Below are 25550 nucleotides of genomic sequence, written 5' to 3' on the forward strand. Positions count from 1 at the left end.
CCCGTAGGGCGAAGACGGACTGAGGCTGTCTCAACCGCTACCCCATCATCTCCCGCACCATCGGCACCACCTTCCGTCCATAAAGCTCGATGCTCCGCATCAGCTTCTCGTGCGGCAATGGTCCCGCCGAGTACTTCAGCTGAAATCGCGAAATCCCGAGCGCCTTTGCGGTCTTCGCGATCTTGCGCGCCACCGTTTCCGGCGAGCCGACATAGAGCGATCCATGCTCGGCCTCGTTGACGAATTCGTCGCGTCCCATCGGCGGCCAGCCGCGCTCCTTGCCGATACGGTCGCGCATGGCCTTGTAATCGGGCCACAGCTCCTCGCGCGCCTGCGCATCGGTCTCGGCGACATAGCCCGGCGAATGCACGCCGATCGGCTGCACAGTGCGGCCAAACTCCTTGAAGGCGCGGTGATAGAGATCGACGTAAGGCGCAAAGCGCGCGGGATCGCCGCCGATGATCGCGAGCATCAGGGGCAGATCGTAATGCGCGGCGCGCACCACCGATTGCGGACTGCCGCCGACGCCGATCCAGGTTTTGAGCGTGCCGTTCTCGACCGGCGGATAGACCAGCTGCTCCCGCAGCGGCGGACGCAGCTTGCCTTCCCAGGTGACCGGCTTCTGCGACAACAGCGCGGCGAACAGATCGAGCTTCTCCTCGAACAGCTCTTCGTATTTGCGCAGGTCGAAGCCGAACAGCGGGAAGGATTCGGTGAAGGAGCCGCGGCCGAGGATCACCTCGGCACGTCCGTTCGAGAGCGCGTCCAGTGTTGCAAAACGCTGGAAGACGCGAATGGGATCGTCCGAAGACAGCACCGTCACGGCCGAGCCGAGATGGATGCGCCTGGTGCGCGATGCGATCGCCGCGAGCACGGTTTCCGGTGAGGAGATCGCGAAGTCGGCGCGGTGATGCTCGCCGAGGCCGATGAAGTCGAGCCCGAGCTCGTCGGCCAGCACCGCTTCGTCGACGACGTTGCGGATCACCTGCGCATGCGGAAGCAGGCCGCCGGAGCCGGCCCTGGTGACATCGCCAAAGGTATCCAGTCCGAATTCGAGCGGTGCGGTCATCGATGAGGTCTCTGCGGGGCGCGAAGGCGCCGTCGTGTGGGAGGAAATGATTGCGGTGGAGCTAGGGGGTGAAGACCGCTTCGACAATGCTGCTCCAGGAAAGGCATCGTTTCCGGTTCTTCATCGAACCGGCGGGCTCAATCGGATCTGGCGAACATCTCGACCAGGGTTTCGCGCAGCCAGCGCTGCGCCGGCACGGTGTCGTTGCGCTGGTGCCAGAACAGGCTGACGATGCGCGGCGGCGCTTTGAGGGGCAGCGGCATCGCATGCAGGAACGGCGCTTGCCTCGATTGCGAGCGCAGGTCGCTCGGCAGCACGGCGATCAGGTCGGACTGGCGCACGACCTCGTAGGCGGCGCTGTAGTGATTGACGGTGGCGACCAGGTTGCGCGACAGCCCCCGCGAGGCAAGGAAGAGGTCGTAAGACGGCATGGTCTTGCCCGCGAGGCTCACGTCGACATGTCCCGCGTTCAGGAAGGTTCGCGTGCTCAGCCGTTTCTGGGCAGCAAGCGGATGGCCGCGCCTCATGAAGCAGGCATAGTCGACGGTCCACAGCGAGCGCGAACGAATGGCAGCCGGCTGCTGCGCCTCGTTGACATAGACGCTGAGCACGCAATCGACTCTGTTGTCCTCGAGCTGGTCGGCGATCTCGACGACGGTATTGGGCACAGTGTGGACGCGCGACTTTGGGGAAACCCTGCCGAGATGGTCGAGCAGGTTCGGCATCACCAGCGAGGAGACGTAGTCCGACATCGACAGGCTGAATTCCGTCTGTGCGCGAGCGGGATCGAACACCTGCTCGTCGAGCGCTCCACGGACGCTTTCCAGTGCCTCGCCGATCGGCTCCCACAGCACTACGGCGCGCTGGGTCGGGCGGATACCGGTGCCGGCTCGCACGAACAGGGGATCGCCGAGCGCGTCGCGCAGCCGCGCGAGCGCATTGCTGACGGCGGGCTGGGTCATCCGCAGCGCATTCGCGGCGCGCGTGACGCTGCCCTCGGTCATTAGCGCCTCGAAGACTTTCAGCAGGTTGAGGTCGAGCGCGCGGAACGACAAGGACATTCACCTTAGTGATATATCAGATCATGATTATAAATTATGACGATAATGTCACTTTGTCTATGGTTCCCTCCCGAGCGGCGCGCCGGGCCCGTGACATCAGAGGGGGACTTTCATGTCGATGATATCGGCGCGCATCGAGCGCCTTCCGTTCGCACGTTTCCACACGCATCTGCTGCTGATGGGCGGGCTCGGCTACATGTTCGACGCGATGGACGCAGCGGTGCTGGCCTTCATCCTGCCGGTGCTGCGCACGGCGTGGAATCTGTCGAGCGTGCAGATCGGCGTGCTCGGCAGCAGCACTTACATCGGCTTCCTGTTCGGCGCGTTGCTGGCCGGCACGCTGGGCGATTTGATCGGCCGACGTGCGGTGATGATGTCGGCGCTGGCGCTGTATTGCGCGGCGTCGATCGTGAGCGCGGTGGTCGACACATGGCCGTCCTTTTTCGCCGCGCGTGTCGTGGCCGGCATGGGCACCGGCGCGGAGAGCGCGATCATCGCGCCTTATCTCGCGGAGTTCGTTGCGCGCCGCTATCGCGGCAGCTTCACCGGCGCGCTGGCCGGCTTCTTCTCCTTCGGTTTCGTCGCTGCAGCCTTGCTCGGCTACTTCATCGTTCCCACCTCCGACAACGGCTGGCGTATCGTACTGGTGATCACCGCGGTGCCGGTCGTCATGCTGCTGTGGTGGCGCAAGTCGCTGCCGGAATCGCCGCGCTGGCTCGAAAGCCGGGGCAGGGGCAAGGAAGCCGAGGCCCTGCTGGACCGGATCGAGGCGGGCTTTGCGCGCGAGGGTCATGTCCTGCCGCAGCCGGTGGTGGAAGCAACAGCGCCGGCGGGGATAGGCGGGACGCTGCTCGCCAATTTCGCCGCGCTTCTGGCGGGCCGGCAGGCGCGCATCACCATCATGACCTGGATCATGTGGCTGGCGATCACCTTCAGCTATTATTCCTTCTTCGTCTGGATCCCCGGTCTCCTGGTCCAGAACGGCATGAGCATCACCAAGAGCTTCGCCTATTCAATCGCGATCTATTGCGCGCAGATTCCCGGCTATTTCAGCGCGGCGTATTTCAACGAGCGCATTGGCCGGCAGGCGACGATCGCGACCTACATGGTGCTCGGCGGCGCCAGCGCGCTCGGGCTCGCCTTCGCGCAGAGCGACCAGCAGATCATGGCGGCGGGAATCTTCCTGTCGCTGTTCATGAACGGCACTTATGCGGGCGTCTATGCCTATACCGCGGAAGTCTTCCCGACCCCGGTCAGGACCACGGGTGCCGGGCTCGCTTCCGCAATCGGCCGCATCGGCGCGATCGTCTCGCCGATCCTGGTCGGCTATCTCTATCCGACCTTCGGCTTTGCCGGCGTGTTCGGCGTCACCACCACCGTGCTGCTGCTCGGGGCTGTCACCGTCGTGCTGATGGGCGTGCCGACGCGCGGTCGCTCGCTGGAGGAGATTGCGGCGGGCGAAGTCGCATGACGCGGACGAAACTGAAGGCCGATCCCTGGCTCTGCGCCGTCGCGGCGGCGCAGGGCAGGATGGATCAGCCGGATGCGCTGTACGTGGCGCTGGACCAGGCCGTGAAGTCGGCGATCGGGCACAAGCTGTTCACGATCCTCACCTATGACGGCAGCACCGGTGAAGCGGCGCGGGTCTATTCCAATCTCCCGGGCCCGTACCCGACCGGCGGACGCAAGCGGCTCACGCCCGGACCGTGGACCGAGGCCGTGCTCGATCGCGGCGAAGCCTATATCGGCCGTACCCATGACGATCTGCGCACCGTCTTCTCCGATCATGAGCTGATCGCTTCGCTCGGCTGCGAGAGCGTGCTCAACATGCCCGTGCGCTGGCGCGGGCGCACGCTCGGCTCGCTCAATCTGCTTCACGAGGCGGGCTGGTACGGCGAAGATGATGTGGCTGCGTGCCTTCCCTTTGCCCAGCTTACCTTGCCGGCACTGCTCTCGCCGGCCGATCTCTGACAGGACCGTCGCGATGACAAGCATCCTCTTCAAGAACGCCGCACTGCTCGATCCGCTCCAGCCGGACTTGCTGGAGGGGCATCATGTGCTGGTCGAGGACAATCTGATCAGGGAGATCTCCGACCGGCCGATCCAGGCCACCGCCGATCGCACCATCGATTTGAACGGCAAGACGCTGATGCCCGGGCTGATCGATCTGCATGTTCACGCGATCGCGGTCGAGCTCAATCTGGCGCAACAGGTGCACATGCCGAACGTGCTGGTGACGCTGCGCTCGACGCTGCTCTTGCGCGGCATGCTGCGGCGTGGCTTCACCACGGTTCGCGACGCAGGCGGCGCCGGCCACGCGCTGAAGCAGGCGATCGAGACCGGCCTGACCGATGGACCGCGGCTGTTCGTCTCCGGTCGCGCGCTCAGCCAGACCGGCGGCCACGGCGACATGCGGGCACGCTCGGATTACCTTGCGAGCGACGCGCCCTGTCCCTGCTGCGTGCGGGTCGGCGCGCTGGCGCGCGTTGCCGACGGCGTCGACGGCGTACGCAAGGCCGCGCGCGAAGAGCTCCAGATGGGGGCCGACCAGATCAAGATCATGGCCTCCGGCGGGGTGGCGTCGCCGACCGATCCGGTCGGCGCCTTTGGTTACTCCGAGGACGAGATCCGCGCCATCGTCGAGGAGGCACGCGGGCGACAGACCTATGTGCTCGCCCACGCCTATACCGCTGCCGCGATCGAGCGCGCGGTGCGCTGCGGCGTGCGCACCATCGAACACGGCAATTTGGTCGATGCGCCGACCGCGCACCTGATGGCCGAGAAGGGGGCCTATGTGGTGCCGACGCTCGTCACCTATGAGGCGCTCGCCAACGAGGGCGCCCGATACGGCCTGCCACCCGAGAGCGTGGCCAAGATCGCCGATGTCCGCGACGCCGGCCTGCGCTCGCTCGCGATCTATCGCGACGCCGGCGTGAAGATGGGCTTCGGCAGCGATTTGCTCGGGCCGTCGCAACGCCTGCAGAGCGATGAATTCCGCATTCGTGCCGAAATCCTCGGCCCGCGCGCCGTCATCGCCAGCGCAACGGTGATCGGTGCCGAGGTGCTCGGCATGGAGAGCAAGCTCGGCCGCATCATGCCGGAGGCTATCGCGGACCTGCTGGTGGTCGACGGCAATCCGCTGCGCGATGTCGCCTGCCTGCTCGGTCAGGGCGAGCATATCCCGCTGGTGGTGAAGGCGGGGAAGGTCCAGTTCGACAGGCTGAAAGCCTAAGGCGTTTTCGAGCGAAGTGGATACCGGTTCGCTAAAGAAAACGCGTCAAAACAAGACGCCAACTACCGCCACATCCCCCGCATCTTCGCCCCGATGTCGATCTTCGGCCCCTGCGCGGCAGTGCGCGCTGCGCCCGCCGCGGCTTTCGGCCAGGCGGTGCGCTCGAACAGGTAGACCAGCTGCTCCGGGATGAAGCGGGTGCGCGAGGCGTAGACGTGGCGGTCGCCCTTGGCGGCCTGGCCGTGGACGAAGAAGCGTTGCGGCACCACGAGGTGGAGATCGTCCTTGGCGCGCGTCATCGCGACATAGAGCAGGCGGCGTTCCTCCTCGAGCTCGGCGCTGGTGCCGGCGCCGAGATCGGAGGGCATGCAGCCGTCGACGACGTTGAGCACGAACACCGATTTCCACTCCTGGCCCTTGGCTGAATGGATGGTGGAGAGGATCAGATAGTCCTCGTCGCGCAGGGGCGGTCCGGATTTGTCGCTGGTCGCATCGGGCGGATCCAGCGTGAGTTCGGTCAAAAACTTCTCGCGCGAGGCATAGCCGCCGGCGATCTGCTCGAGCTGCATCAGGTCGGCGCGGCGCGTCTCGGCATCCTCGTGGATGCGATCGAGATGCGGCTCGTACCAGAGCCGCACGCGTTCGAGATCGGCAGGCCATTCCGAATAGCGCAGGTTTTCGACGGTGCGGACGAAGTCGGTCCAGTCGGGGCCGGTGCGCGCCGGCACCGGGAGCCGGCCGAGCGCGGCAAGCGGGTCGGTGCTCTCCGCCATCTGGTCGAGCACGCGCTGCGCCGTCGCGGGGCCGATGCCCGGCAACAGATGCAGGAGGCGAAAGCCGGCGACGCGGTCGCGCGGGTTTTCGGCGAAGCGCAACAGCGCCAGCACGTCCTTGACATGGGCGGCGTCGAGGAATTTCAGCCCGCCGAACTTGACGAACGGGATGTTGCGGCGGGTCAGCTCGATCTCGAGCGGCCCCGAATGCGAGGACGTCCGGAACAGCACCGCCTGGTGCTTGAGCAGAGCACCTTGCTCGCGATTGGCCAGCACCGCTTCGACGATGTAGCGCGCCTGGTCGGCCTCGTCGTGCACGGTGACGAGCTGCGGCTTCTGCCCGGAGGTGCGGTCCGTCCAGAGGTTTTTCGTGAAGCGCTCACGCGCCAGGCCGATGACGCCGTTCGCCGCCGACAGCACTGCTTGTGTCGAGCGGTAATTGCGGTCGAGCGTGATCATCTGCGCGCGTGGCGAGAAGCTCTGCGGGAACTCCAGGATGTTGCGCACGGTGGCGGCGCGGAACGAATAGATCGACTGCGCATCGTCGCCGACGACGGTGAGGCCGCGCCCGTCGGGCTTTAGCGCCAAGAGGATCGAGGATTGCAGGCGGTTGGTGTCCTGATATTCGTCGACCAGCACGTGATCGAAGCGCCCGCCGATCTCTTCCGCAATCAGCGCATCGCTCATCATCTGCGACCAGTAGAGCAGGAGGTCGTCGTAATCGAGCACGTGCTGGGCCTGCTTGGCCTCGACATAAGCGGCAAACAAGCCCTTCAGCTCGGCGGCCCAGCCCGCGCACCAGGGATAGTGCTGGCCGAGCACCTTCTCGATTTCCATCTCGGCATTGACGCAGCGGGAATAGATCGACAGGCAGGTGCCCTTGGCGGGAAAGCGGCTCTCGGTCTTCGACAGCCCGCGCTCGTGCCGCACCAGGTTCATCAGGTCGGCGGAGTCCTCGCGGTCATGGATGGTGAAGGCGGGATCGACGCCGATCCGCTCGGCATATTCGCGCAGGAGCCGCGCGCCGATGCCGTGGAAGGTGCCGGCCCAGGTGAGCGCATCGCGCATGATCGCGGCGTTGTTCTCACCCAGCACCTTGCGGGCGATACGCTCGACGCGGCCGGCCATCTCCGCCGCCGCGCGGCGGGAAAAAGTCATCAGCAGGATGCGGCGGGGATCGCTGCCTGCGACGATCAGATGCGCAACGCGGTGGGCCAGCGTGTTGGTCTTCCCGGAGCCGGCGCCGGCGATGACGAGCAGGGGGGCGCCCACGGTCGCGCCTTCAGCCACGCCATGCTCGACGGCGCGGCGCTGCTCCGCATTGAGCGTGTCCAGATATGTCGCCACGAATCGCCCCGGTGGAAGGATGAGAGTCGGCGATCCCGGTGCGAATCGCAATGCGGCTGGACGAAACCGGGTTTAGGATTTAGGGGGAAAGGGCGGCCCCGAGTTCCAGCCCGAGAAACGCGTCCGCTATGACCGAGCTCAAGCGCGACCAGTTCGAGATGCGGCGGCTGGAATCGCTCAGCAACACCATCTTCGGTGTCGCCATGACGCTGCTCGCCTACGACCTGCCCAAGGCTGCGGTGTTCACCAGCGCTCCCGGCTGGAGCGATCTTGCCCATGTCTATTCCGGCAAGCTCGCCGGCTTCGCGCTCAGCTTCATCATCGCCGGCGTGTTCTGGATCAGTCATCACCGCCGGCTGGCGCGCCAGCCGGTCGGCAGCCGCGGCATGGTGATCCTCAATCTGTTTTTCCTGCTCTCGATCGTGCTGCTGCCGGTGACCAACGGCCTCTATACCAATTACGCCATGAGCAGCGCCGTCGCCGTGCTCTACGGCTTGCATCTGACCGCGATTGCCGGCCTCAACGCCTGGATGTGGTGGACGATCCTGGGCGGCTGGCGCCACGAGATAATGGCCTCGCTGTTTCCACTTCTGGTGTTCATCCCGGGCACGATCGTTGCGGCGTTCGCGCCCCAGGTCGCCCCCTTTTTGTGGTTCATTGCGTTCGGCGGGCTCGTGATCCAGCGCTTCTATGCGGGGCGGACAGGGCCGGAGGCGTAGGACTCAACCGGATGTCGCGCCGAACCCATCGGCCGGCACGTAGAGCTTGACCGGGCGGATTTCGTAGACGGCCGTCGGATTGACCGCACGCAGCTTCCGCGCCGCCGCGATCGCCTCATCCTCGGTGGCGCATTGCATCAGGTGGAAGCCCAGAAGCTGCTCCTTGGTCTCGGCAAACGGCCCGTCCAGTACCATGCCCGCGCCAGGGCCCCGCAGGGTGCGGGCCTTTCGGGTTTCATCCAGGCGGGCCGCCGGCCCAAACTGTCCGCTGGCCCGAAGAGGTGCTTGAACCTCGATGACTTTGGCCACGACCGCGGCGTCCTGCTCCGGCGTCCAGGACGGGACTTCGTCTTCCACGTGATAGGCCAGGATGGCGTACAGCATCATCATCTCGTTTCTTTCTGCGCAAGTCCAAAGGACGTGGCACGGCAGCCCGTGCCGACAATCCCGAAGCAAAATATTGCGTGGCCGGCAAGCGGCGAAACCGTCCTGAAACCCGATTGCGGCCTTGCCATGTGAACGCCGCCGGAACTGGTCGCGACTGATGGACCACGAACAACAAAGCTTTGGCTGGAGGCGGCAATGTCGGGTCACACCATCAAGATCATCTGCGATGCGCGGCGGGCGGCACAGTCGCAGCCGGCCGATTTGCACGACGAGGCGGGCCATCACCGCTATTACGGCAGCTCGGCCGAGAACGGCGGCGAGCGCATCGCGGAGAGCCGGCGCGGCAAACGGCCGCGCGCGTTCAACATCTGCGGCTTCTGAAGCATTTCGACGCGCCGGTCAAAATGAGCGCCCTGCAAATGCGATCGCGGCGATGCCGTTCCTGGTCGCGCTGATGAGCCGGACCGGCAAGGCCATTGCGCCGTGCCTTCTGGCGAGCCTCTTCACGGTGCTGCTCGGCGGCGAGCCGCACCGCGCGGTCGTCGCCTGGTGCGTCGGCATGCTGATCGCCGCCGTCGCACTGCGCGAGCGGCTTCGCGCCGGCTGACCCGGCGATCCGGCTTCAAGGAAATCGCGAAGAAAAGGCGCGGCGGGGAGACCCCGTCGCGCCCGATTTCTTGCTCGCTGGTCCAGGGCTGAGAGCGCCCCGATGCCAAGCTTCAGCCAAAGCTCAGCGGGCGATCCCAGCGAGGTGACAGCGCTTGAGATAAGACACTGGATCACCTCCTTTCGTTGGTTTCGGAAGTCTTCAATATAGGTAGCATTGCTGCCGCTGTTAAGGGCGGCGAGTCCAGAGGGGACAGAAGCGGTCCGCGAGGGGTGGAAGACGCCGGAAAGCGACCTCCTGGGCAGTTGAGACCGCGGTCCGGCCGTGTTAGGGAGCCCGTAACGCGGGTGTAGCTCAATGGTAGAGCAGCAGCCTTCCAAGCTGAATACGAGGGTTCGATTCCCTTCACCCGCTCCAATGATTTCAGTTACTTAGTGAGCTTGTTGGTTTTCATTCCGACAAGGGTTCACTTTTGGGCCGCCTGCTTGATCCGCTTCATTTTTGCGTCCTGCTTCTCCTCATCATCGTGATGAAGATGCACCATCGTTTATCGATGACCTTTTCACGGCGCGGGGCGCGGAACCGTCACTCGGGCTTGATGGAAGCGACCATGTCGGCAAAGAGGTTGCCTCCGACGATGATGTGAGCGCGCATCGATTGCTGTGCGTCGCCTTCGCTCCCTGTTTCAATCGCCCTGACTATCAGAGCGTGCTCGCCGAATGATGCCGCGAGGCGGGCTGGTCGCGACAAGCTCTGATGCCGGAAGAACCGCATGCGAAGGCGGGTTTCAGTCACGAGATCGGCCAAGGGCGTGTTGCGTGCGCCAGCGTAGATGGCTTGGTGAAATGCGGTGTTGAGTTCGACGTAGCGCGCCGTGTTGCCGGTGTGCACGGCTTGCGCGGACTGCTCGTGTATCTCACGCAGGCCGGTTCGTTCGGCGACAGTCATTCGGCGAGCCGCCAGACCGGCAGCCTCCGCTTCGAGCGCAGTGAGAATTTCCACCATGCCGATCGCTCGCTGAGGTGTCATGCTCGCGATGGTTGCGCCTTGGCGCGACCTGAACTTGACGAGACCCTCATTGGCCAAGCGAAGCAGCGCTTCCCGCGCTGGCGTGCGCGAGACCGAAAAGCGTCTGGCGAGGCTCTGCTCGTCCAGCTTGTCGCCGGGGAGCAGCCGTCCCTCGGCGATATCGCTTTCGATCCGTCGACAAAGCTCATCGGAGACACGAACCCGCATTGGCTTGCCCTTATGTATACGCTTATGCCTTTATGTATACGTAGACCATTTAAAAAAATACATATAATCCGGGCACAGAACGAGGACAACAGGAAACGCCGATGACTTCCGTGAATTTGAGCGGCACCCCTTTGCTGAAGACGGATGGGCCTATCGCGACGATCCAGCTCGATCGCCCGCGGCAGATGAACAAGATCACCGCAGCCGATCTCGCCGTGTTGTCGGGCCACTTCGCCAGCATTGAGAAGGCAGGTGCGAGAGTTCTCATCCTGACCGGCGAAGGACGCGCGTTCAGCGCCGGATACGACCTCGGAGACATCGCTGCGCGAACGTCGTCTAAGGAAGATGTTCATGCTTCCGGTTTTGAGAACGTCGTCGATCAGCTCGAAACGCTGGCGATACCGACCATCTGCAGGCTGAACGGCGGAGTCTATGGCGGCGCAACTGATCTTGCGCTCGCCTGCGACTTCAGGATCGGCGTGGATGATTGCGAGATGTTCATGCCGGCCGCGCGCCTCGGGCTTCACTATTACAGCAGCGGTCTCATGCGCTTTGCGTCGCGCCTCGGCGTAGCGGCGACAAAGAAGCTGTTCCTCACGGGCCTGAAACTGGACGCGGCCGAGATGCTGCGCATAGGCTATCTGGATGAAGCCGTTCCTGCGGGCAGCCTCGATGCGCGCGTGAAGGAGCTCGCCTCTGTTCTCGCTGCCAATGCGCCGGCCGCCATGCGTGGCATGAAACGCGCCATCAACGAGATCGCCGGAAACTCGTTCGATCGTGCTGCTGCCGATCAGCCTTACCGTGAGAGCCTCGTGGGCGCCGAGCTGCGCGAGGGCAGCGCGGCTTTCGCCGAAAAGCGCCCCCCGCGCTTCGGCGCCGACCTGGACGGCCGATGACCGGACCTCACTCGCCACCGGCGTCCACGCTGAAGCCGCGGTCAAAGGGGCCACTCGCTGGGTTGATCGTGATCGATCTCACCCGCGTGTTGGCCGGACCGTATTGCACCATGATGCTCGCGGATCTCGGCGCGCGGGTCATAAAGGTCGAGATGCCGGGCATCGGTGACGATGCGCGGCACATCGGCCCGTTCATCTCGAACGCCGATGGCTTGCCAAGCTCGGGCTATTTCTTCTCGATCAATCGAAGCAAGGAATCGATCGCACTGAGCCTCAAGGATGCTGCCGACCGCGCGATTTTCGAGCGACTATTGCTGGACGCCGATGTCCTCGCGGAAAATTTTACGCCCGGTACCATGGACCGTTTCGGCTACGGCTGGGAGGCGCTCAGCTCGCGCTTTCCCCGGCTGGTTCTGGCGTCGATATCGGGCTTTGGTCAGACGGGGCCCTACCGCGAACTGCCGGCTTACGACATGGTCGTGCAGGCCATGGGCGGTGTCATGAGCTTGACGGGCGAGGAGGGAGGCCCGCCGACGCGCGTCGGAGTATCGATCGGCGACATCGCCGCGGGCACTCATGCGGTGATCGGAGTTCAAGCGGCGTTGATCGAGCGCGCCCGCACCGGTCGCGGTAAGCACGTCGATATTTCCATGCTAGATACGCAGATCTCTCTGCTCGAGAATGCCCTTGTCCGCTATCAAGTCGAGCAAGTCGTTCCTGGGCCCATCGGCTCCAGGCACCCCTCTATCACGCCATTTGGCGTCTTCAAGAGCAAGGTCGGGCATCTCATCATCGCCGCCGGCAACGACCGGAAGTTCAGAGACCTTTGCGATGTGCTGCAGATGCGGGACGTCAAAGCCGATCCGCGATTCCTCTCCAATTCGTCGCGATGCGAACATCATCGTGCCCTCGCCGCGCGGATCGAAGAGGCGCTGGCAACCAGAACCGCCGAGGAATGGCTCCCCATCCTGACGCAAGCCGGGATTCCCTGTGGACCAATGAACGACATTGCCGGCGTACTGCGTGATCCGCAGCTCAACGCGCGCGACATGTTCGTCTCATTGGAGGCTCCGGGGGGCATGGTGTTGAAAACCGCGGCCTGTCCCATCCGGTTCGCCGGCGAACAATTCGCAAACTATCGGCCTGCGCCAGAGCTCGATGCCGACCGCAATGCTCTCCTGCAAGAACTCGGACTCGTCTGATCGGCTCCGCGAAGAGGATTTGACAATGAGATATGCCTGCTCCTCGACGTTCGTCGCCTTGAGCGTCGCTCTCCTTTCTTCGGCCGCGTCCGCGCAGAAGCAATATGATCCCGGCGCCAGCGATACCGAAATCAAGGTCGGCAACCTGATGCCCTATAGCGGGCCGGGATCGGCTTATTCCGTGATTGGGAAAGTCGAGGCGGCGTACTTCGAGATGATCAACAAGAACGGAGGCATCAACGGTCGAAAGATCAACTTCATCTCGTACGATCATGCCTACAGTCCGCCGAAAGCCGTCGAGCAAGTCCGCAAGCTGGTGGAGAGCGATGAGGTTCTGCTGACCTTCAACATCCTCGGCACGGCACACAATGCCGCTGTGCAGAAGTACCTCAACGGCAAGAAGGTGCCGCAATTGTTCGTGGCCAGTGGTGCGGAGCGATGGAACGACCCGGCGCACTTTCCCTGGACGATGGGCTGGCAGCCAAGCTACCAAGCCGAAGGACGAATTTATGGTCGGTATGTCGCTCAAACGCTTTCCGATGCAAAGATAGGGATACTTTGGCAGAACGACGACTCCGGACGGGACTACGTCAAGGGCTTCGTTGCGGGGCTAGGCGGCAAATTCGAGCCCACAACCAGATTGTCCTATGAGATCACGGACCCGACCATCGATCCCCAGATGTCGCAATTGAAGGCATCCGGCGCGAACGTTTTTTTCGACGTGACGTCGCCGAAATTTGCCGCGCAGGCCATTCGCAAGACGGGTGAGCTGCAATGGCGGCCGCTGCACATCCTGAACAACGTCTCCACGTCGGTGGCCGCGGTCTTGAAACCTGCCGGGCTCGACAACGCCAAGGGCGTGATCTCGACCGCATATTTGAAGAATCCGCTCGATCCGGCCTGGAGCGGCGACGAGGGCTACCGGCACTGGCTTGCCTTCATGAACGAATACATGCCCGGAACTGACAAAGCCGATTCCAACACGGTCTATGGGTATTCGGTCGCGCAGACCCTGGCGGAGGTGCTCAAGATGTGCGGCGACGATCTCACGCGAGAGAACGTTATGAAAAAAGCTGCCAGCCTCAAGGATCTGAAGCTCGACATGCTTCTCCCGGGAATAACGATCAACACGTCACCGACGGACTTTGCGCCGATTAAACAGGAGCAACTCATCCGGTTCGACGGGGAAAAATGGGAGCGGTTTGGGCCGGATGCGGAGAATATGAGGTAATCAAAAAGATTTCGATTCCGCCAATCGGAGGCTCGATCCATCTCCAGCTAGATGCAACGTGGTGAATCATGAGGATAAATACCTCCGCTTCGTGGCCTTCGATTCATTTGGAAACTGAGGGTAGACCTCATACTCGCTCAGCGAGACTGGCCGGCTCGCGACTCCTCCAGGTAGGCCACGATGGCCTCCATCTGGTAGTCGGAAGGCCTCGGGTTTGGCGTCGCCTGGTCTGGTCCGAGTCCTAACAGCTTGCCTGCCAAACAATCGTTCCGCGGCGACCGGATGAGCTGTGCTCAATCGCGAGACACGTTGCCACCCGTACTTCATGGATTTCCATAGACTAGGAGACCGTTCGGGAAACTCGCACGACCATTCCGACAACGGGAAATTCCCTTGTGATCTCAAGCGTCCGGAGGGCTGCAAAATGTCGGAATCGGCCTTGCGCGGATTGCGAATTTGTGACTTCCAAGCTGAATACGAGGGTTCGATTCCTTTCACTCGCTCCGGTTGCGCCGTAAAAATCATCGATGATTCAATGCATTGCATGCGGTTCCGACGGCAGTCAATCGCTCTTCACAACCCAATTGTGGATACTTCGGGCGCAGGTCGGACTCCAAAAATCCCGAAGTCTATGAGACGCGTGCACTTTTGACTCCGAGCGATTTAGATCATCAGAATTTTCGTCTGATGATTAGCGCGCTCGGCGCTTCATTCGTCGCGCTCTAGCAGAAAGATAACAGTCGTCGGGCCGGGGACAGGCCCGGCTTCAGTCGCATGTCGATGAGGCGAAGACGGAGGAAGAGCGGGAGAGGGCGGAGAGGGAGTTGCGCAAGCTCGACGCTGATCGCGATCGGGGTCGACTGGGAGGGACGGCGCCAGGTGCTCGCGGTTGAGCTCGCCAACCGGGAGAGCCGATCGAGCTGGAAGGTGTTTTGGAAGGCCTGAAGGCCCGCGGCCTGCATGGCGTCGAGTTCGTCGTCTCCGATGATCATCCGGGCTTGAAGAAGACCATTCCCGACGTTCTCACCGGCGTGTTCGCTGGCGAGCGACGGCGGCGGAGAGGGGTGGCGTGCATCCCCTTGATGGGCCTCAGCATCGTGGTGCCAATTTCTTCGTCCGCTTCGCGCTTAGGGGGTGCCGGATCACTGAAAACGGCTGAAACATAGTCATTTGGCTATTAAAGTCGGTTGCTAGTTCAGATCACTTGAGACTGCGGTGATCCATCGAGAGTTCTGTGTGTCAAGTTCAGCAAAATTGATCATGGGGTCCGGCCGAGCCATCCCCTCGGAGCCGCCGTCGCTCGCTTGCCCAAAAGCGCAGCGCTGGCGAGCGATGGCGGCGGAGAGGGGTGGCGTTCGTTGCACAAGATCGCGTTCGCGCTCGGCATCCAGGTCGCCGAGCTTGTGCTGCCACAAGGCACCGTGCTCGCGCAGGGGACGAAGCCGGCCGCGCGAGGCCGAGAAAGAAGCCCGAGAAGACGGGGCATCCCATGAAGCCGCGCGAGCGCTGATCAGGCCGTGCTCGTCAGCAATGCGATCGAGCAGACTGTTCATGGCTGCTGAATATGTGCTCAGCTCTGTTTCTGTGTTTAGGATGCGGGTGTCGAGGTAGTCACCGTGCAGCTTCACACCTGAAGGGTAAGTGCGGCTCCCTGTTCCATTCCTCTCCGAGATCCGGCTTCCTCCGCTCAGCGCCTTGCGCTCCAGCGCCAGTACGGAGGATCAGAAACATTAAAAATGGCCGTCGTCCGGAACGTCCATGGAGGTCATCGGTTGGTAGTTCAGTGACGATCGATGAATGGCGAGGCCAGAGCGAAAGCTGCGGATAAACCAAATCAAAGATTCGTCACAAGCCCCGCCAGGTTACCCCGGTAACCGGCGGGGTCCTTTTTTTGAAGACTCCTTGTTTTGAAGACCTCGCTTTAGGGATGATGGGCCCGTTGGGATTTGTGTAGGGTCCAAGGTTCCGCGACGAAAAACCAAGCGCAACTATCCGTTTCACGCGTGATTGCGGGTACAAAGACTGCGCTTAAGACCCGCCGCATCTAAGGCAGGCCGGGGCCTTCCCACCGAACTCGAGTGGCCGTCAGCAAGGAGTCATCAGCGACGTTCCAGTCAGGCTGCAAGAGCGTCGAGATTGACCTCGTCCTTCGCGAGCGTCGTCAGCATGACGTCGGTCGCCTTCTCCTCCTCCAGGCTTTCGTGCAGGATGTTCTGGTCCTCCCTCACCTCGAGCTGCCCGGCAAGGGCGGCTGCGCTGCCGTAGGCGGCAATCTCGTAATGTTCCAGCTTCTGGGCCGAGGCGATCATCGCGGCGTCGCGCAAGTCATCCTGCGTCACCATCTTCATCATCTTCGCAGTTTCTTCGATCAACGATTCCACGGCCTGATCGGTGTGCACGCGCGCATCTGCGCCATGCCGCCGCAGGATTTTCTGAAGCCGTTGACCTTGTTGCTCCGTCTCTCGCTGATGCTCGGCCAGAGCAAGTTTCAGGGAAGGATGCACCGCCATCTCGGCCATTCGTTTGAGTGCATCGCTGAGCTGGTCCTCCATGCTGACGAGTTCCTGCAGCTCGGCGATATACAGGTCTTTGAAGTTTTCGATCTTCATGATGTTCGTGTCCATGGCTTGGATTGGGATGACCCGGGTTCCGGATTCGGCGGTCAACCGCCTATCCGCGAGACTGTTCCGGGGTGCAAACGACATTTGAGCTCGGGGCCGAGGAATCAGCGAAGAAATTAGGAACAGCGCGACGGAGCCGTGCTTGCCGCATCGGGAAGGGCTTGCAAGGCGATATCGCCATGAACCATCTCGAAAACGCTGCCCTCGACAATGTCCAGGACCATCTCGGTGACCGTGGCTACTTCGTCGCCCCGCTCGACGACCTCATCACATGGGCGCGATCGGGTTCTCTGATGTGGATGACGTTTGGCCTTGCGTGCTGTGCGATCGAGCAGATGCAGGTATCGATGCCACGATACGACATCGAGCGGTTTGGCGCGGCTCCTCGCGCATCGCCAAGGCAGTCCGATGTCATGATCGTCTCGGGTACGCTCTGCAACAAAATGGCACCAGCCTTGCGCAAGGTCTATGACCAGATGCCGGAGCCGCGCTACGTCATCTCGATGGGATCGTGCGCAAACGGGGGCGGCTACTATCACTATTCGTACTCGGTCGTGCGCGGCTGTGATCGCATCGTGCCGGTCGACATCTATGTGCCCGGCTGTCCTCCGACGGCTGAAGCCCTGCTTTATGGGCTCGTCCTCCTGCAGAAGAAGATTCGGCGAACCGGAACGATCGAGCGGTGACCCGATGTGTCAGCCCCGCGGACGGGGCTATCGCATTTGATGGCGTCTTCACTGCGGCGCCTCCTTCGAGACGCCCGCCTCTGGCGGGCCCTCAGGATAAGGGCGGAGTGTGTGGCAGCTGCTTTGGCGGGCGCCGATGCCCGTTTAGCCTTATCCTGAGGGACCGCGAAGCGGTCGTCTCGAAGGACGAGGCGTGCGTACAGGTCTTTCAAAAAGCCATACGCGATTGCCCTGCCGGGGAAGGTCGGGTCCGAGGAACCATCACTGCAGGCGCGAGTTGGCCGGCCGGGCGGGGCGAAAGTCACGCGAGGCCAACCGTGCAAGACGACGTGCGCGTGCGCTCGACCGCGCAGATCGCGGGTCATCCGATCCATCCGATGCTGGTGCCGACCCCGATCGTGTGCTTCATCGGGGCGCTGCTGACCGACATCGCCTATGTCGTCAGCGCCGAGATCATGTGGGCGGATTTTTCGGCCTGGCTTCTGCTCGTCGGCGTCATCTTCGGCGTGCTGGCGGCGATCGCGGGCCTGATGGACTTCCTCGGAAACCGGCTGGTGCGGGCGCAGACCCCGGCCTGGCCGCATCTGATCGGCAACGCCGTGGCGCTGATCCTGGCGATCTTCAACGCGCTGATCCACACCCGCGACGCCTGGACCTCGGTTTGGCCGGTCGGGCTGGTTCTTTCGGTCCTCACCGTCCTGATCCTGCCCGTCACGGGCTGGCTCGGCTGGGCCATGGTGTACCGCCACGGCGTGGGAGTTGTGCGATGAGAACCTCGATTGCCCGCGCGCTGCTCTGCTCCTCCTTGCTGTGTCTTGCCGGCTGCAACGACGGGAGCGGTGATCCGAAGGCGCAAATCGGCGCCAATCCGGTGCTGCCCGAGATCCAGCAATATCTGCTGCCGCCGATTCATATCGCGCGCATCGTCGGCTGGAAGAAGGACGAGACGCCGACCGTTGCGCAGGACTTGCAGGCCAAGGCCTTCGCCACGGGCTTGCAGCACCCGCGCTCGCTTTACGTTCTTCGCAATGGCGACGTGCTGGTGGTGGAATCCAAGGCGCCGAAGGGCGCCCCGATCAAGCGTCCCAAGGAGATCGTGATGGGCTTCGTCGAGTCCTGGGCGACCTCCGGCGGCGACAGCGGCGAGAGCAATCGGATCACACTGCTGCGCGACAGCAATGGCGACGGTGTGCCGGAGACGCAAAGCGTCTTCCTCGACCATCTCAACTCGCCCTTCGGCGTCGCGCTGGTCGGCAACGAGCTCTACGTTGCCGACACCGATGCCATCGTCAGGTATCCGTACAGGGAAGGCGATACGAAGATCACTGCGGCCGGCACGGTGCTGACACCGCTGCCGGGTGGTCCGATCAATCATCACTGGACCAAGAGCCTGGTCGCCAGCCCCGACGGCTCGAAGCTCTATGCCGGCGTCGGCTCCAACAGCAACATCACCGAGAATGGCATGGAAGCCGAACACAACCGCGCTGCGATCCTCGAGGTCGATCGTGCCAGCGGCGGCTGGCGCGTGTTCGCAAGCGGCCTGCGCAATCCCAACGGCCTCAGCTTCGAGCCGCAGACCGGTGCATTGTGGACGGTGGTGAACGAGCGCGACGAGCTCGGTCCCGATCTCGTGCCCGACTACATGACCTCGGTGAAGGGGGGCGGCTTCTACGGCTGGCCCTACAGCTATTTCGGCCAGCACGTCGATCCCCGCGTCAAGCCGGAGCGGCCGGATCTCGTCGCCAAGGCGATCGTGCCGGATTACGCGCTGAGCTCGCATGTCGCCCCGCTCGGGCTCGCCTTCAATACCGGCACCAGTCTTCCGGCCAACTATCGCGGCGGCGCCTTTGTCGGTGAGCACGGCAGCTGGAACAGGCAGGTGCTCAACGGCTACAAGGTCGTGTTCGTGCCGTTCACGGACGGCAAGCCGAGCGGTCCCGCGCAAGACGTCGTCACCGGCTTCCTAAACGATAAGAACCAGGCGCGCGGCCGCCCCGTCGGCGTCGCCATCGACAAGACCGGCGCGCTGCTGGTCGCCGACGACAGCGGCAACACGGTCTGGCGGGTGAGTGCGGCGCATCCGCAGCTGACGCAACGTTAAGCCCGGCACCGCGTTGAGAGCCCAGGCGATTTTTTGAACGGCAAATCAGGAGTAGGACAATGGGTCTGGCTCAATACGCCATCGTGCCGGTGCAGGACGAATGGGGCGTGCTGCATGACGGCGACGTCAAGAGCAGATACGCCACCAAGGAAGCTGCATTCGAGTCGGCGGTGGCCGCGGCATCCCTGGCCCTCCGTGAGGGACACGAAGTCCATGTCAGCGTGCCCGGCCGCGAAGCCGGCGATAACGCGCTCGGCGTGTAGAGCCCGCCGCAGACATGGCGTTCGAGAGAAGGAGGCCGCGATGACGAAACCCCGTGAGCCCAACGGTGTCGAGCCATCCCGCTCCGAGGACGACATCCAGCGCGACCAGCTCGGACCGCGCGGCGTGCCGGACGCGCCTGATCCGGCCAAGATGACGCCCCAGCGCGACAAGAAGACCCCGAAGCATATCGATCCCGGCCACACCGCGTGACGCCGCTCGGCGGCTGTCGTGATCACACGATCAGCCGCCCGCGCCCGGCAGGCGATCCCGATCGCGACCCCGGCGCCAGCGGCCGGCTTCGATGCCATCGCCGAGGACGACGCCACTTTGCGCCCCCATCGCTGCCGCCGGCGAGTCCGCCACCGCCATAACATCATGTTAGGTTTATCGCATAACTGGGTAATTGTGTTACCCCGGCGAAAGCCTATTGTCGTCCTCACCCAAGACACCGACCGGCAGTGCCAAGCGCTCGCGGAGCTCCGCAGAGCGCCGGGAGATTGCTGTCCAATTGTCCAACGAAGCCCGCCAACGGGACGTCAACGAACAGCCAGATCGGGAGGAATTTTATGATGGCTACCACGCGCGCGATCCATGACAGGAGTCAGTCGAGGAAGGCTGCAGCAAGCGGCTGGATCGGCTCGGCTCTCGAATACTATGACTTCTTCATCTACGCCACGGCGGCATCGCTGATCTTCCCGCAGATCTTCTTCCCGTCGGACAATCCCACCGTTGCGATCGTCGCATCGCTTGCGACCTATGGCGTCGGATACGTGGCGCGGCCGATCGGGGCCTTCGTGCTCGGACATTGGGGCGACACGCATGGCCGCAAGACCGTTCTCATCCTCTGCATGTTCCTGATGGGCATCTCGACGATGGCCGTCGGTTTGCTGCCGACCTATCAGCAGGCCGGCATCCTGGCGCCGACCCTGCTCGTCATGCTGCGTCTCGTGCAGGGATTTGCCGTGGCCGGTGAAATCTCCGGCGCCAGCTCGATGATCCTGGAGCATGCGCCGTTCGGCCGGCGCGGCTTCTATGCGAGCTTCGCGCTTCAGGGCGTGCAAGCCGGACAAATCCTCGCGGCCGCGGTTTTCCTGCCGCTGGCGGCCTATATGCCGACCGAGGCCTTCAACAGCTGGGGCTGGCGGATCCCGTTCCTGCTCAGCTTCTTCGTCATCGTCGCCGGCTACATCATTCGCCGCGAGGTCGACGAAACGCCTGCCTTTGCCCGCGAGGAGAAACGGGGAGAAACGCCGCGCGCTCCGATCGTCCAGGCCATCAGGTTGAGCTGGCCCGACATGCTGAGGGTGATCTGCATGGCGCTGATGAACGTCATTCCCGTGGTCGCGACCATCTTCGGTGCGGCCTACGCGGTGCAGCCGGCCTATGGCATCGGCTTTGCCAAGGACGTTTATCTGTGGATCCCGGTGCTCGGCAACATGCTGGCCGTATTCATCATTCCCTTCGTCGGCCATCTCTCCGACAAGGTCGGCCGCAAACCTCCGATCATCGTGGGCGCGTTGCTCTCGGGTCTGCTCGCGTTCGGCTATCTGTATGCCATCAGCATCCGGAACGTGCCGCTCGCGATCCTGTTGTCGCTCTTGATGTGGGGCGTCGTCTATCAGGGCTACAACGCGATCTTCCCGAGCTTCTATCCGGAGCTGTTTCCGACCCGCACACGGGTATCGGCGATGGCGATCTCGCAGAATATCGGCACGACCATCACTGCACTACTTCCTGCTCTGTTCGCGACCGTGGCGCCTCCGGGCTCGGCCAACATTCCCTTGACGGTCGGCGCGATCGCCTTCGGCATCACGGTCATCGCGGCGCTCGCGGCGGTGACGGCCCGCGAAACCTATCGGATCAAGATCGACGATCTCGGCAATCCCGAGGCCGTTCCGATGGCGCGGGCCGATTATGAGCGGCAGCGCGCGGAGGCGGCGAACGGTGCGGCCGCAATTCCCACCTGATGGGAACGCAAACAAGCCCGCCGCTGCGATCGATGACGTTTGCAGCGGCAGGGCTCCTTACGCTACGTCTATTCGGCTTTGGGCGCGCGAGCGCGATCATCATGAGGTCCAGGGATGAACCCCGTCGTCGTTGCAGTCGCTATCACCGGCTCCGTTCCGCGCAAGAAGGACAATCCGGCGGTGCCGATCCTGCCGTCCGAACAGATCGAGTCGACGCAGCAAGCCTTCGAGGCCGGCGCCACGCTCGCCCATATCCATGTTCGAAATGATGACGAGACGCCGTCCTCCGACCCCGAGCGCTTTGCGCTGGTGCAGGAGGGCATCAAAAAGCATTGTCCGGGAATGATCGTTCAGTTCTCGACCGGCGGGCGAGGGCGCGATCCCTCGGCGCGCGGATCGTCGCTCTACCTCAAGCCCGACATGGCCTCGCTCTCCACGGGATCGGTGAACTTTCCGACCATCGTCTACGAGAACAGCGCCGCGCTGGTCGAAACGCTCGCCACCGGCATGAAGGCGAACGGCATCCGGCCGGAAATCGAGATCTTCGATCTGTCGCATCTGCATGGCGCCCGGCGCTTGATCGAGGCCGGCCTCATCGACGCGCGTCCGCACGTGCAGTTCGTCATGGGTGTCAAGAATGCCATGCCCGCAGACGAGCATGTGCTCGACATTCTGCTCGGAGAGCTCAGGCGGCTAATCCCGGAAGCGACCTGGACCGCAGCCGGAATTGGCCGCCATCAAGCCGGGGTGATGGGCTGGGCGCTCGAGCGCGGCGCCGACGCGGTTCGCACCGGGCTCGAGGACAATATCCGGATCGACAAGACGCGCCTCGCCGCCAGCAACGCGGAGCTGATCGCCATCGCCGCCGAGGCGGTCGCGCGCCACGGCCGGCGCGTTGCGACCGCAGCCGAGGCGCGATCCTTGCTCGGGATCGCGGGGTAGGGACGACCATCCACCGCCCGACATGCCCCCGGCTGCCTCCTGCCATTCGGCGGCCGGCGTTCCCGTGCGCCGAGTCTGCAGGTAAAGCAGATGCACAGGCGTGATCGGCGCCTGCCGGGCAGGCGACGGTTGGAATGCGATTCTTGAAGGCTGACAGCGGGCTCATCGGCATCCTGGTGGTGCTCGCGGTCACGCAACTGATTGGATGGGGGACGATCGGGCTGCCCGCCATCGTCGGCCGCGACCTTGCCGCAGATCTCGGCATGAGCCTGCCGGCGGTGTTCGCGGGGACGTCCGTTCTCTACGTCTCGATGGGGCTGTGCGCGCCCTGGCTCGGCAAATTCTTTGCGCGGCACGGCGCACGCAAGGTCATGATGGTCGGCACGATCGTCACCGCGCCCGGCTTCGTGCTGCTGTCGCTCGCGCGCGAGCCGGTGCTCTACTTCGCCGCCTGGATCGTGCTTGGCCTCGCCGGCAGCGCCACGCTCTCGACCGGCGCCTATATCATGCTGAACGAGGCCGCGGGAAAGCAGGCCAAGAGCGCGATCGGCGCGCTGATGCTGGTGACGGGCCTCTCCAGCAGCATCTTCTGGCCGACCACCTCGTTCCTGAGCGGTCATCTCGGCTGGCGCGGCACGTGTCTCGTCTATGCCGCCATGCTGATCTTCATTTCGCTGCCGCTCTATGCGTTCGCGGCGCCCCGGCGCAGCGTCGCGAGGGACGATGGCAGCGCGCCGGAAAGGCGCTCCGATGCGCCGGCGATTCCGCGCAGCACCTTCATCCTCGTCGCCGCCGTGATCACGCTCAACGCCTTCGTCAATTTCGGCATCAGCGCCGTCATGATCGAGCTATTGCGGGCGGAGGGGTTGGCACCGGCGCAGGCTCTGGCCTTCGGCTCGATGCTCGGCGTGATCCAGGTCAGCGCCCGCGGGCTGGATTTCCTGGGCGGCGGGCGCTGGGACGGCATCACGACCGGGCTCGTCGCCGGCACGGCCTTGCCGGTCGCCATGCTGCTCTTGATGCTGAGCGAGGGCGCCACCTGGGCAGTCGCCGTCTTCATCCTGCTCTATGGCGCCGGCAGCGGCGCGATGGCGGTGGCGCGGGCGACGATTCCGCTGGTGTTCTACGACCAGGCCGAGTTCGCCAAGGCGATGTCGATGATCGCGCTGCCGCTCAATCTGGCCTCGGCGATCTCGCCACCCGTGCTCGTCGCGCTGCTGACGCAGTTCGGCAGCCGCGGCGCACTCGGTCTCACCTTCGTCTTCTCCTGCGCAACGGTGCTGATCCTGGTCCTGCTCGGGCGACGGCGGCCGCGCGCGATCGCGGCGGTGGCGGTCTAAGGCGATCTTCGCGGCGCGGAAAGTTGCGAGCAGCAATCGGCGCCGCTCGCCCGGCAACAGATGGCCGTATGCCGTCAGTGCAGTGCTCAGGGCGCGAAAATGGTGTATCCGCAGGGAGCGCGGCCCTGCGATCTCGCCGTCGCGCCAAAATCAGCTCCAAGATCAGTTCCCCGGAGGAAATCGACATGTCGGCCTTGCCGCTCTCAGGCATCAAGATCCTTGATCTCACCCGTGTGCTCGCCGGGCCCCTGTCGGCCCAGATGCTGGGGGATCTCGGCGCGGAGGTGATCAAGATCGAGCGGCCGGGCACCGGCGACGACGCACGCGCCTTCGGCCCGCCTTACCTGACCGACCCAGAGGGCAAGGCCAACAACAACAATTCGTTCTATCTCTGCGCCAACCGCAACAAGAAGTCGGTCACGGTCAACATCGCCAAGCCGGAAGGGCAGGCGATCATCCGCGAGCTCGCCAAGGACGCCGACGTCTTCATGGAGAACTACAAGGTCGGTGATCTCAAGCGCTACGGCCTGGACTACGAGACCATCAAGGCGATCAATCCCAGCATCATCTATTGCTCGGTGACCGGCTTCGGCCAGACCGGTCCCTATGCGCCGCGTGCCGGCTATGACGCCATCCTGCAGGCGATGGGCGGCTTGATGAGCGTCACCGGCCATATCGACGGCGAGCCCGGCGAGGGCCCGATGAAGGTCGGCCCCTCGATCGTCGACTACATGACCGGCATGAACGCGTCGATCGGGATTCTCTCGGCGCTCTACCATCGCGACGCCAATGGCGGGCAGGGACAGCACATCGACGTCTGCCTGTTCGACACCGTCATCGCATCCTTGTCGCACTGGCTGCAGATCTATCTCGTCAACGGCAAGACGCCGCCGCGCCGCGGCACCTGGGGCAATGGCGGCATGCCGGCCGGCGTGTTCCGCTGCGCCGACGGCGAGTTGATGCTGGTGGTCGGCAATGACGGCCAGTTCCAGCGCACCTGCGCCGTGCTCGGCGAGCCCGAGCTCGCGAACGATCCGCGCTTCGTCAAGAACAACGACCGCGTCGTGCACGGCAAGGAGATCATGTCGATCTTCGCCGGCTTGTTCCTCAAGCAGCCGGTGGCCTACTGGCTGGAGAAGCTGGAGGAGGCGGGCGTGCCGTCAGGTCCGATCAACAATTTCGAGCAGGTGTTTTCCGATCCGCACGTGCAGTCGCGCGGCATGCGGGTCAAGGTCAATCATCCCTTCGAGCCCGATCTGTCGCTGGTCCGCAACGCGCTGACCTTGTCGGAGACCCCGATCAAGGATTACCGCGCGCCGCCACTACTCGGGGAGCACACCCAGGAGGTGCTCAGTGGCAAGCTCGGCTACGATGCCGGCAAGATCGAGCAGCTGAAGCAGCAGGGGATTGTCTGACGCTATCACCGTGCCCTGGAGGGCCCTCCTGGGGAGGCTGAGAAGACTTGTGCCGCAGGGCGCGCGCGCGATGCTGGAGCTTGCCTGAAGCTTGCCGCAATCCCCAGATTATCCCGGTCCGTAGTCGCACAGGCTTCCGCTTTGCGTCCGACTCTGGTTCGATACTTCCACTTGAGTTCGGGAGGGAAGCGAATGTCCTACACGATCGGGTTCCAGGCGAAGGACCAGAAGGCCATTCTAGCGACCGAGGCGGCCACCGCCAATCAGGCCGTCGCCATCATTGCCGCATTGCGGCAGAGCGCCGACGAGATAAAGTTCATCCGATCGCCGCAGGAAGGCGAGATGGGCATCGAGATGCTGCTGCTGCTCGCCAAGGAAGAGGCCGAGGAGATGCCGCAGCGGGCGTAGCCCGCCGTTACGGCTATACTTCGAGCATGTAGCAGAGGTCGTCATG

The 25550-nt window shown here is 63.6% G+C and carries 25 protein-coding genes, 1 tRNA gene and 2 pseudogenes; 21 read left to right on the forward strand and 7 right to left on the reverse strand.

Annotated elements, in window-relative coordinates:
- Positions 1-37: 37 nt before the first annotated feature.
- Together P6U27_RS14065 and P6U27_RS14070 are read right to left on the reverse strand one after the other, a co-directional pair.
- Positions 38-1069 carry an LLM class flavin-dependent oxidoreductase gene (locus P6U27_RS14065; RefSeq protein WP_209295886.1) on the reverse strand — a complete coding sequence of 344 codons (1032 nt, stop codon included), beginning with the start codon at positions 1067-1069 and terminating at the stop codon, positions 38-40.
- A gap of 137 nt (positions 1070-1206) precedes the next feature.
- Positions 1207-2130, reverse strand: coding sequence for a LysR family transcriptional regulator (locus P6U27_RS14070; protein ID WP_407194235.1), 924 nt, complete (start codon positions 2128-2130; stop codon positions 1207-1209).
- Between the two features lie 112 nt (positions 2131-2242).
- On the opposite strand from P6U27_RS14070, the gene P6U27_RS14075 reads away from it, so the two are divergent.
- The 3 genes from P6U27_RS14075 to P6U27_RS14085 are packed head-to-tail and all read left to right on the forward strand — an operon-like array spanning position 2243 to position 5362.
- Positions 2243-3601, forward strand: coding sequence for an MFS transporter (locus tag P6U27_RS14075; RefSeq protein WP_407194236.1), 1359 nt, complete (start codon positions 2243-2245; stop codon positions 3599-3601).
- Positions 3598-4101: a GAF domain-containing protein gene (locus P6U27_RS14080; protein ID WP_122402654.1), complete on the forward strand. Its 504-nt coding sequence runs from the start codon at positions 3598-3600 to the stop codon at positions 4099-4101. The genes P6U27_RS14075 and P6U27_RS14080 overlap by 4 nt, the downstream gene beginning before the upstream one ends.
- 13 nt (positions 4102-4114) lie before the next feature.
- Complete coding sequence (locus P6U27_RS14085) at positions 4115-5362, forward strand: amidohydrolase family protein (protein WP_407194237.1); 1248 nt, start codon at positions 4115-4117, stop codon at positions 5360-5362.
- A gap of 62 nt (positions 5363-5424) precedes the next feature.
- Here P6U27_RS14085 and P6U27_RS14090 read toward each other — a convergent pair whose 3' ends face one another.
- Positions 5425-7482: an ATP-dependent helicase gene (locus P6U27_RS14090; protein ID WP_407194238.1), complete on the reverse strand. Its 2058-nt coding sequence runs from the start codon at positions 7480-7482 to the stop codon at positions 5425-5427.
- A gap of 128 nt (positions 7483-7610) precedes the next feature.
- On the opposite strand from P6U27_RS14090, the gene P6U27_RS14095 reads away from it, so the two are divergent.
- Complete coding sequence (locus P6U27_RS14095; protein WP_407194239.1) at positions 7611-8201, forward strand: TMEM175 family protein; 591 nt, start codon at positions 7611-7613, stop codon at positions 8199-8201.
- A gap of 3 nt (positions 8202-8204) precedes the next feature.
- Here the strand turns inward: P6U27_RS14095 and P6U27_RS14100 are convergent, their stop codons facing one another.
- Positions 8205-8585, reverse strand: a complete 381-nt coding sequence (locus tag P6U27_RS14100) for a YciI family protein (protein WP_407194448.1) — start codon at positions 8583-8585, stop codon at positions 8205-8207.
- A gap of 198 nt (positions 8586-8783) precedes the next feature.
- On the opposite strand from P6U27_RS14100, the gene P6U27_RS14105 reads away from it, so the two are divergent.
- From P6U27_RS14105 to P6U27_RS14115, 3 genes are all read left to right on the forward strand, one after another.
- On the forward strand, positions 8784-8969 hold the full coding sequence (locus P6U27_RS14105; protein ID WP_122402658.1) for a hypothetical protein: 186 nt from the start codon (positions 8784-8786) through the stop codon (positions 8967-8969).
- Positions 8970-9021: 52 nt separating this feature from the next.
- Positions 9022-9195 (forward strand): hypothetical protein, encoded by a 174-nt coding sequence (locus P6U27_RS14110; RefSeq protein ID WP_407194240.1) that lies wholly within the window; start codon positions 9022-9024, stop codon positions 9193-9195.
- A gap of 343 nt (positions 9196-9538) precedes the next feature.
- Positions 9539-9612: transfer RNA gene (locus P6U27_RS14115), tRNA-Gly, on the forward strand.
- A 168-nt stretch (positions 9613-9780) separates the two neighbouring features.
- On the opposite strand, the gene P6U27_RS14120 is transcribed toward P6U27_RS14115, so the two are convergent.
- The gene (locus P6U27_RS14120; RefSeq protein WP_407194241.1) at positions 9781-10431 is read right to left on the reverse strand and encodes a GntR family transcriptional regulator; all 651 of its coding nucleotides are present in this window, start codon (positions 10429-10431) and stop codon (positions 9781-9783) included.
- A gap of 101 nt (positions 10432-10532) precedes the next feature.
- On the opposite strand from P6U27_RS14120, the gene P6U27_RS14125 reads away from it, so the two are divergent.
- The 4 genes and pseudogenes from P6U27_RS14125 to P6U27_RS14140 all read left to right on the forward strand — a co-directional run.
- The gene (locus P6U27_RS14125; RefSeq protein WP_407194242.1) at positions 10533-11327 is read left to right on the forward strand and encodes an enoyl-CoA hydratase/isomerase family protein; all 795 of its coding nucleotides are present in this window, start codon (positions 10533-10535) and stop codon (positions 11325-11327) included.
- Positions 11328-11395: 68 nt separating this feature from the next.
- Positions 11396-12529, forward strand: coding sequence for a CoA transferase (locus P6U27_RS14130; RefSeq protein WP_208738544.1), 1134 nt, complete (start codon positions 11396-11398; stop codon positions 12527-12529).
- 25 nt (positions 12530-12554) lie between these two features.
- On the forward strand, positions 12555-13760 hold the full coding sequence (locus P6U27_RS14135) for an ABC transporter substrate-binding protein (protein ID WP_407194243.1): 1206 nt from the start codon (positions 12555-12557) through the stop codon (positions 13758-13760).
- A gap of 828 nt (positions 13761-14588) precedes the next feature.
- Positions 14589-14785 (forward strand): annotated as a pseudogene (locus P6U27_RS14140) (transposase); the annotation flags it as partial.
- Positions 14786-14950: 165 nt separating this feature from the next.
- On the opposite strand, the gene P6U27_RS14145 reads toward P6U27_RS14140, so the two are convergent.
- Together P6U27_RS14145 and P6U27_RS14150 are read right to left on the reverse strand one after the other, a co-directional pair.
- Positions 14951-15313: a hypothetical protein gene (locus P6U27_RS14145; protein ID WP_129146313.1), complete on the reverse strand. Its 363-nt coding sequence runs from the start codon at positions 15311-15313 to the stop codon at positions 14951-14953.
- Between the two features lie 561 nt (positions 15314-15874).
- Positions 15875-16426 carry a ferritin-like domain-containing protein gene (locus P6U27_RS14150; protein ID WP_407194244.1) on the reverse strand — a complete coding sequence of 184 codons (552 nt, stop codon included), beginning with the start codon at positions 16424-16426 and terminating at the stop codon, positions 15875-15877.
- A 179-nt stretch (positions 16427-16605) separates the two neighbouring features.
- On the opposite strand from P6U27_RS14150, the pseudogene P6U27_RS14155 reads away from it, so the two are divergent.
- The 10 genes and pseudogenes from P6U27_RS14155 to P6U27_RS14200 form a co-directional block, all read left to right on the forward strand.
- A pseudogene (locus P6U27_RS14155) lies at positions 16606-17067 on the forward strand (NuoB/complex I 20 kDa subunit family protein); the annotation flags it as partial.
- Positions 17068-17384: 317 nt separating this feature from the next.
- Positions 17385-17837 carry a DUF2231 domain-containing protein gene (locus P6U27_RS14160; protein ID WP_407194245.1) on the forward strand — a complete coding sequence of 151 codons (453 nt, stop codon included), beginning with the start codon at positions 17385-17387 and terminating at the stop codon, positions 17835-17837.
- A complete protein-coding gene (locus P6U27_RS14165) occupies positions 17834-19168 on the forward strand; it encodes a PQQ-dependent sugar dehydrogenase (RefSeq protein ID WP_407194246.1) in 1335 nt (444 codons plus the stop codon). The genes P6U27_RS14160 and P6U27_RS14165 overlap by 4 nt, the downstream gene beginning before the upstream one ends.
- A 59-nt stretch (positions 19169-19227) precedes the next feature.
- Positions 19228-19431 (forward strand): hypothetical protein, encoded by a 204-nt coding sequence (locus tag P6U27_RS14170; RefSeq protein ID WP_061030115.1) that lies wholly within the window; start codon positions 19228-19230, stop codon positions 19429-19431.
- 40 nt (positions 19432-19471) lie between these two features.
- Positions 19472-19642: a hypothetical protein gene (locus P6U27_RS14175; RefSeq protein WP_198028350.1), complete on the forward strand. Its 171-nt coding sequence runs from the start codon at positions 19472-19474 to the stop codon at positions 19640-19642.
- A 359-nt stretch (positions 19643-20001) separates the two neighbouring features.
- Positions 20002-21399, forward strand: coding sequence for an MFS transporter (locus tag P6U27_RS14180; RefSeq protein ID WP_407194449.1), 1398 nt, complete (start codon positions 20002-20004; stop codon positions 21397-21399).
- Positions 21400-21513: 114 nt separating this feature from the next.
- Complete coding sequence (locus P6U27_RS14185; protein ID WP_407194247.1) at positions 21514-22341, forward strand: 3-keto-5-aminohexanoate cleavage protein; 828 nt, start codon at positions 21514-21516, stop codon at positions 22339-22341.
- 134 nt (positions 22342-22475) lie between these two features.
- On the forward strand, positions 22476-23681 hold the full coding sequence (locus P6U27_RS14190; RefSeq protein WP_407194248.1) for an MFS transporter: 1206 nt from the start codon (positions 22476-22478) through the stop codon (positions 23679-23681).
- A 185-nt stretch (positions 23682-23866) separates the two neighbouring features.
- Positions 23867-25096, forward strand: a complete 1230-nt coding sequence (locus P6U27_RS14195; RefSeq protein WP_209296401.1) for a CaiB/BaiF CoA-transferase family protein — start codon at positions 23867-23869, stop codon at positions 25094-25096.
- A gap of 192 nt (positions 25097-25288) precedes the next feature.
- Complete coding sequence (locus P6U27_RS14200; RefSeq protein WP_036010888.1) at positions 25289-25504, forward strand: hypothetical protein; 216 nt, start codon at positions 25289-25291, stop codon at positions 25502-25504.
- Positions 25505-25550 lie beyond the last annotated feature (46 nt).

Source organism: Bradyrhizobium sp. STM 3566, assembly GCF_045571445.1.
Taxonomy (GTDB): domain Bacteria; phylum Pseudomonadota; class Alphaproteobacteria; order Rhizobiales; family Xanthobacteraceae; genus Bradyrhizobium; species Bradyrhizobium vignae.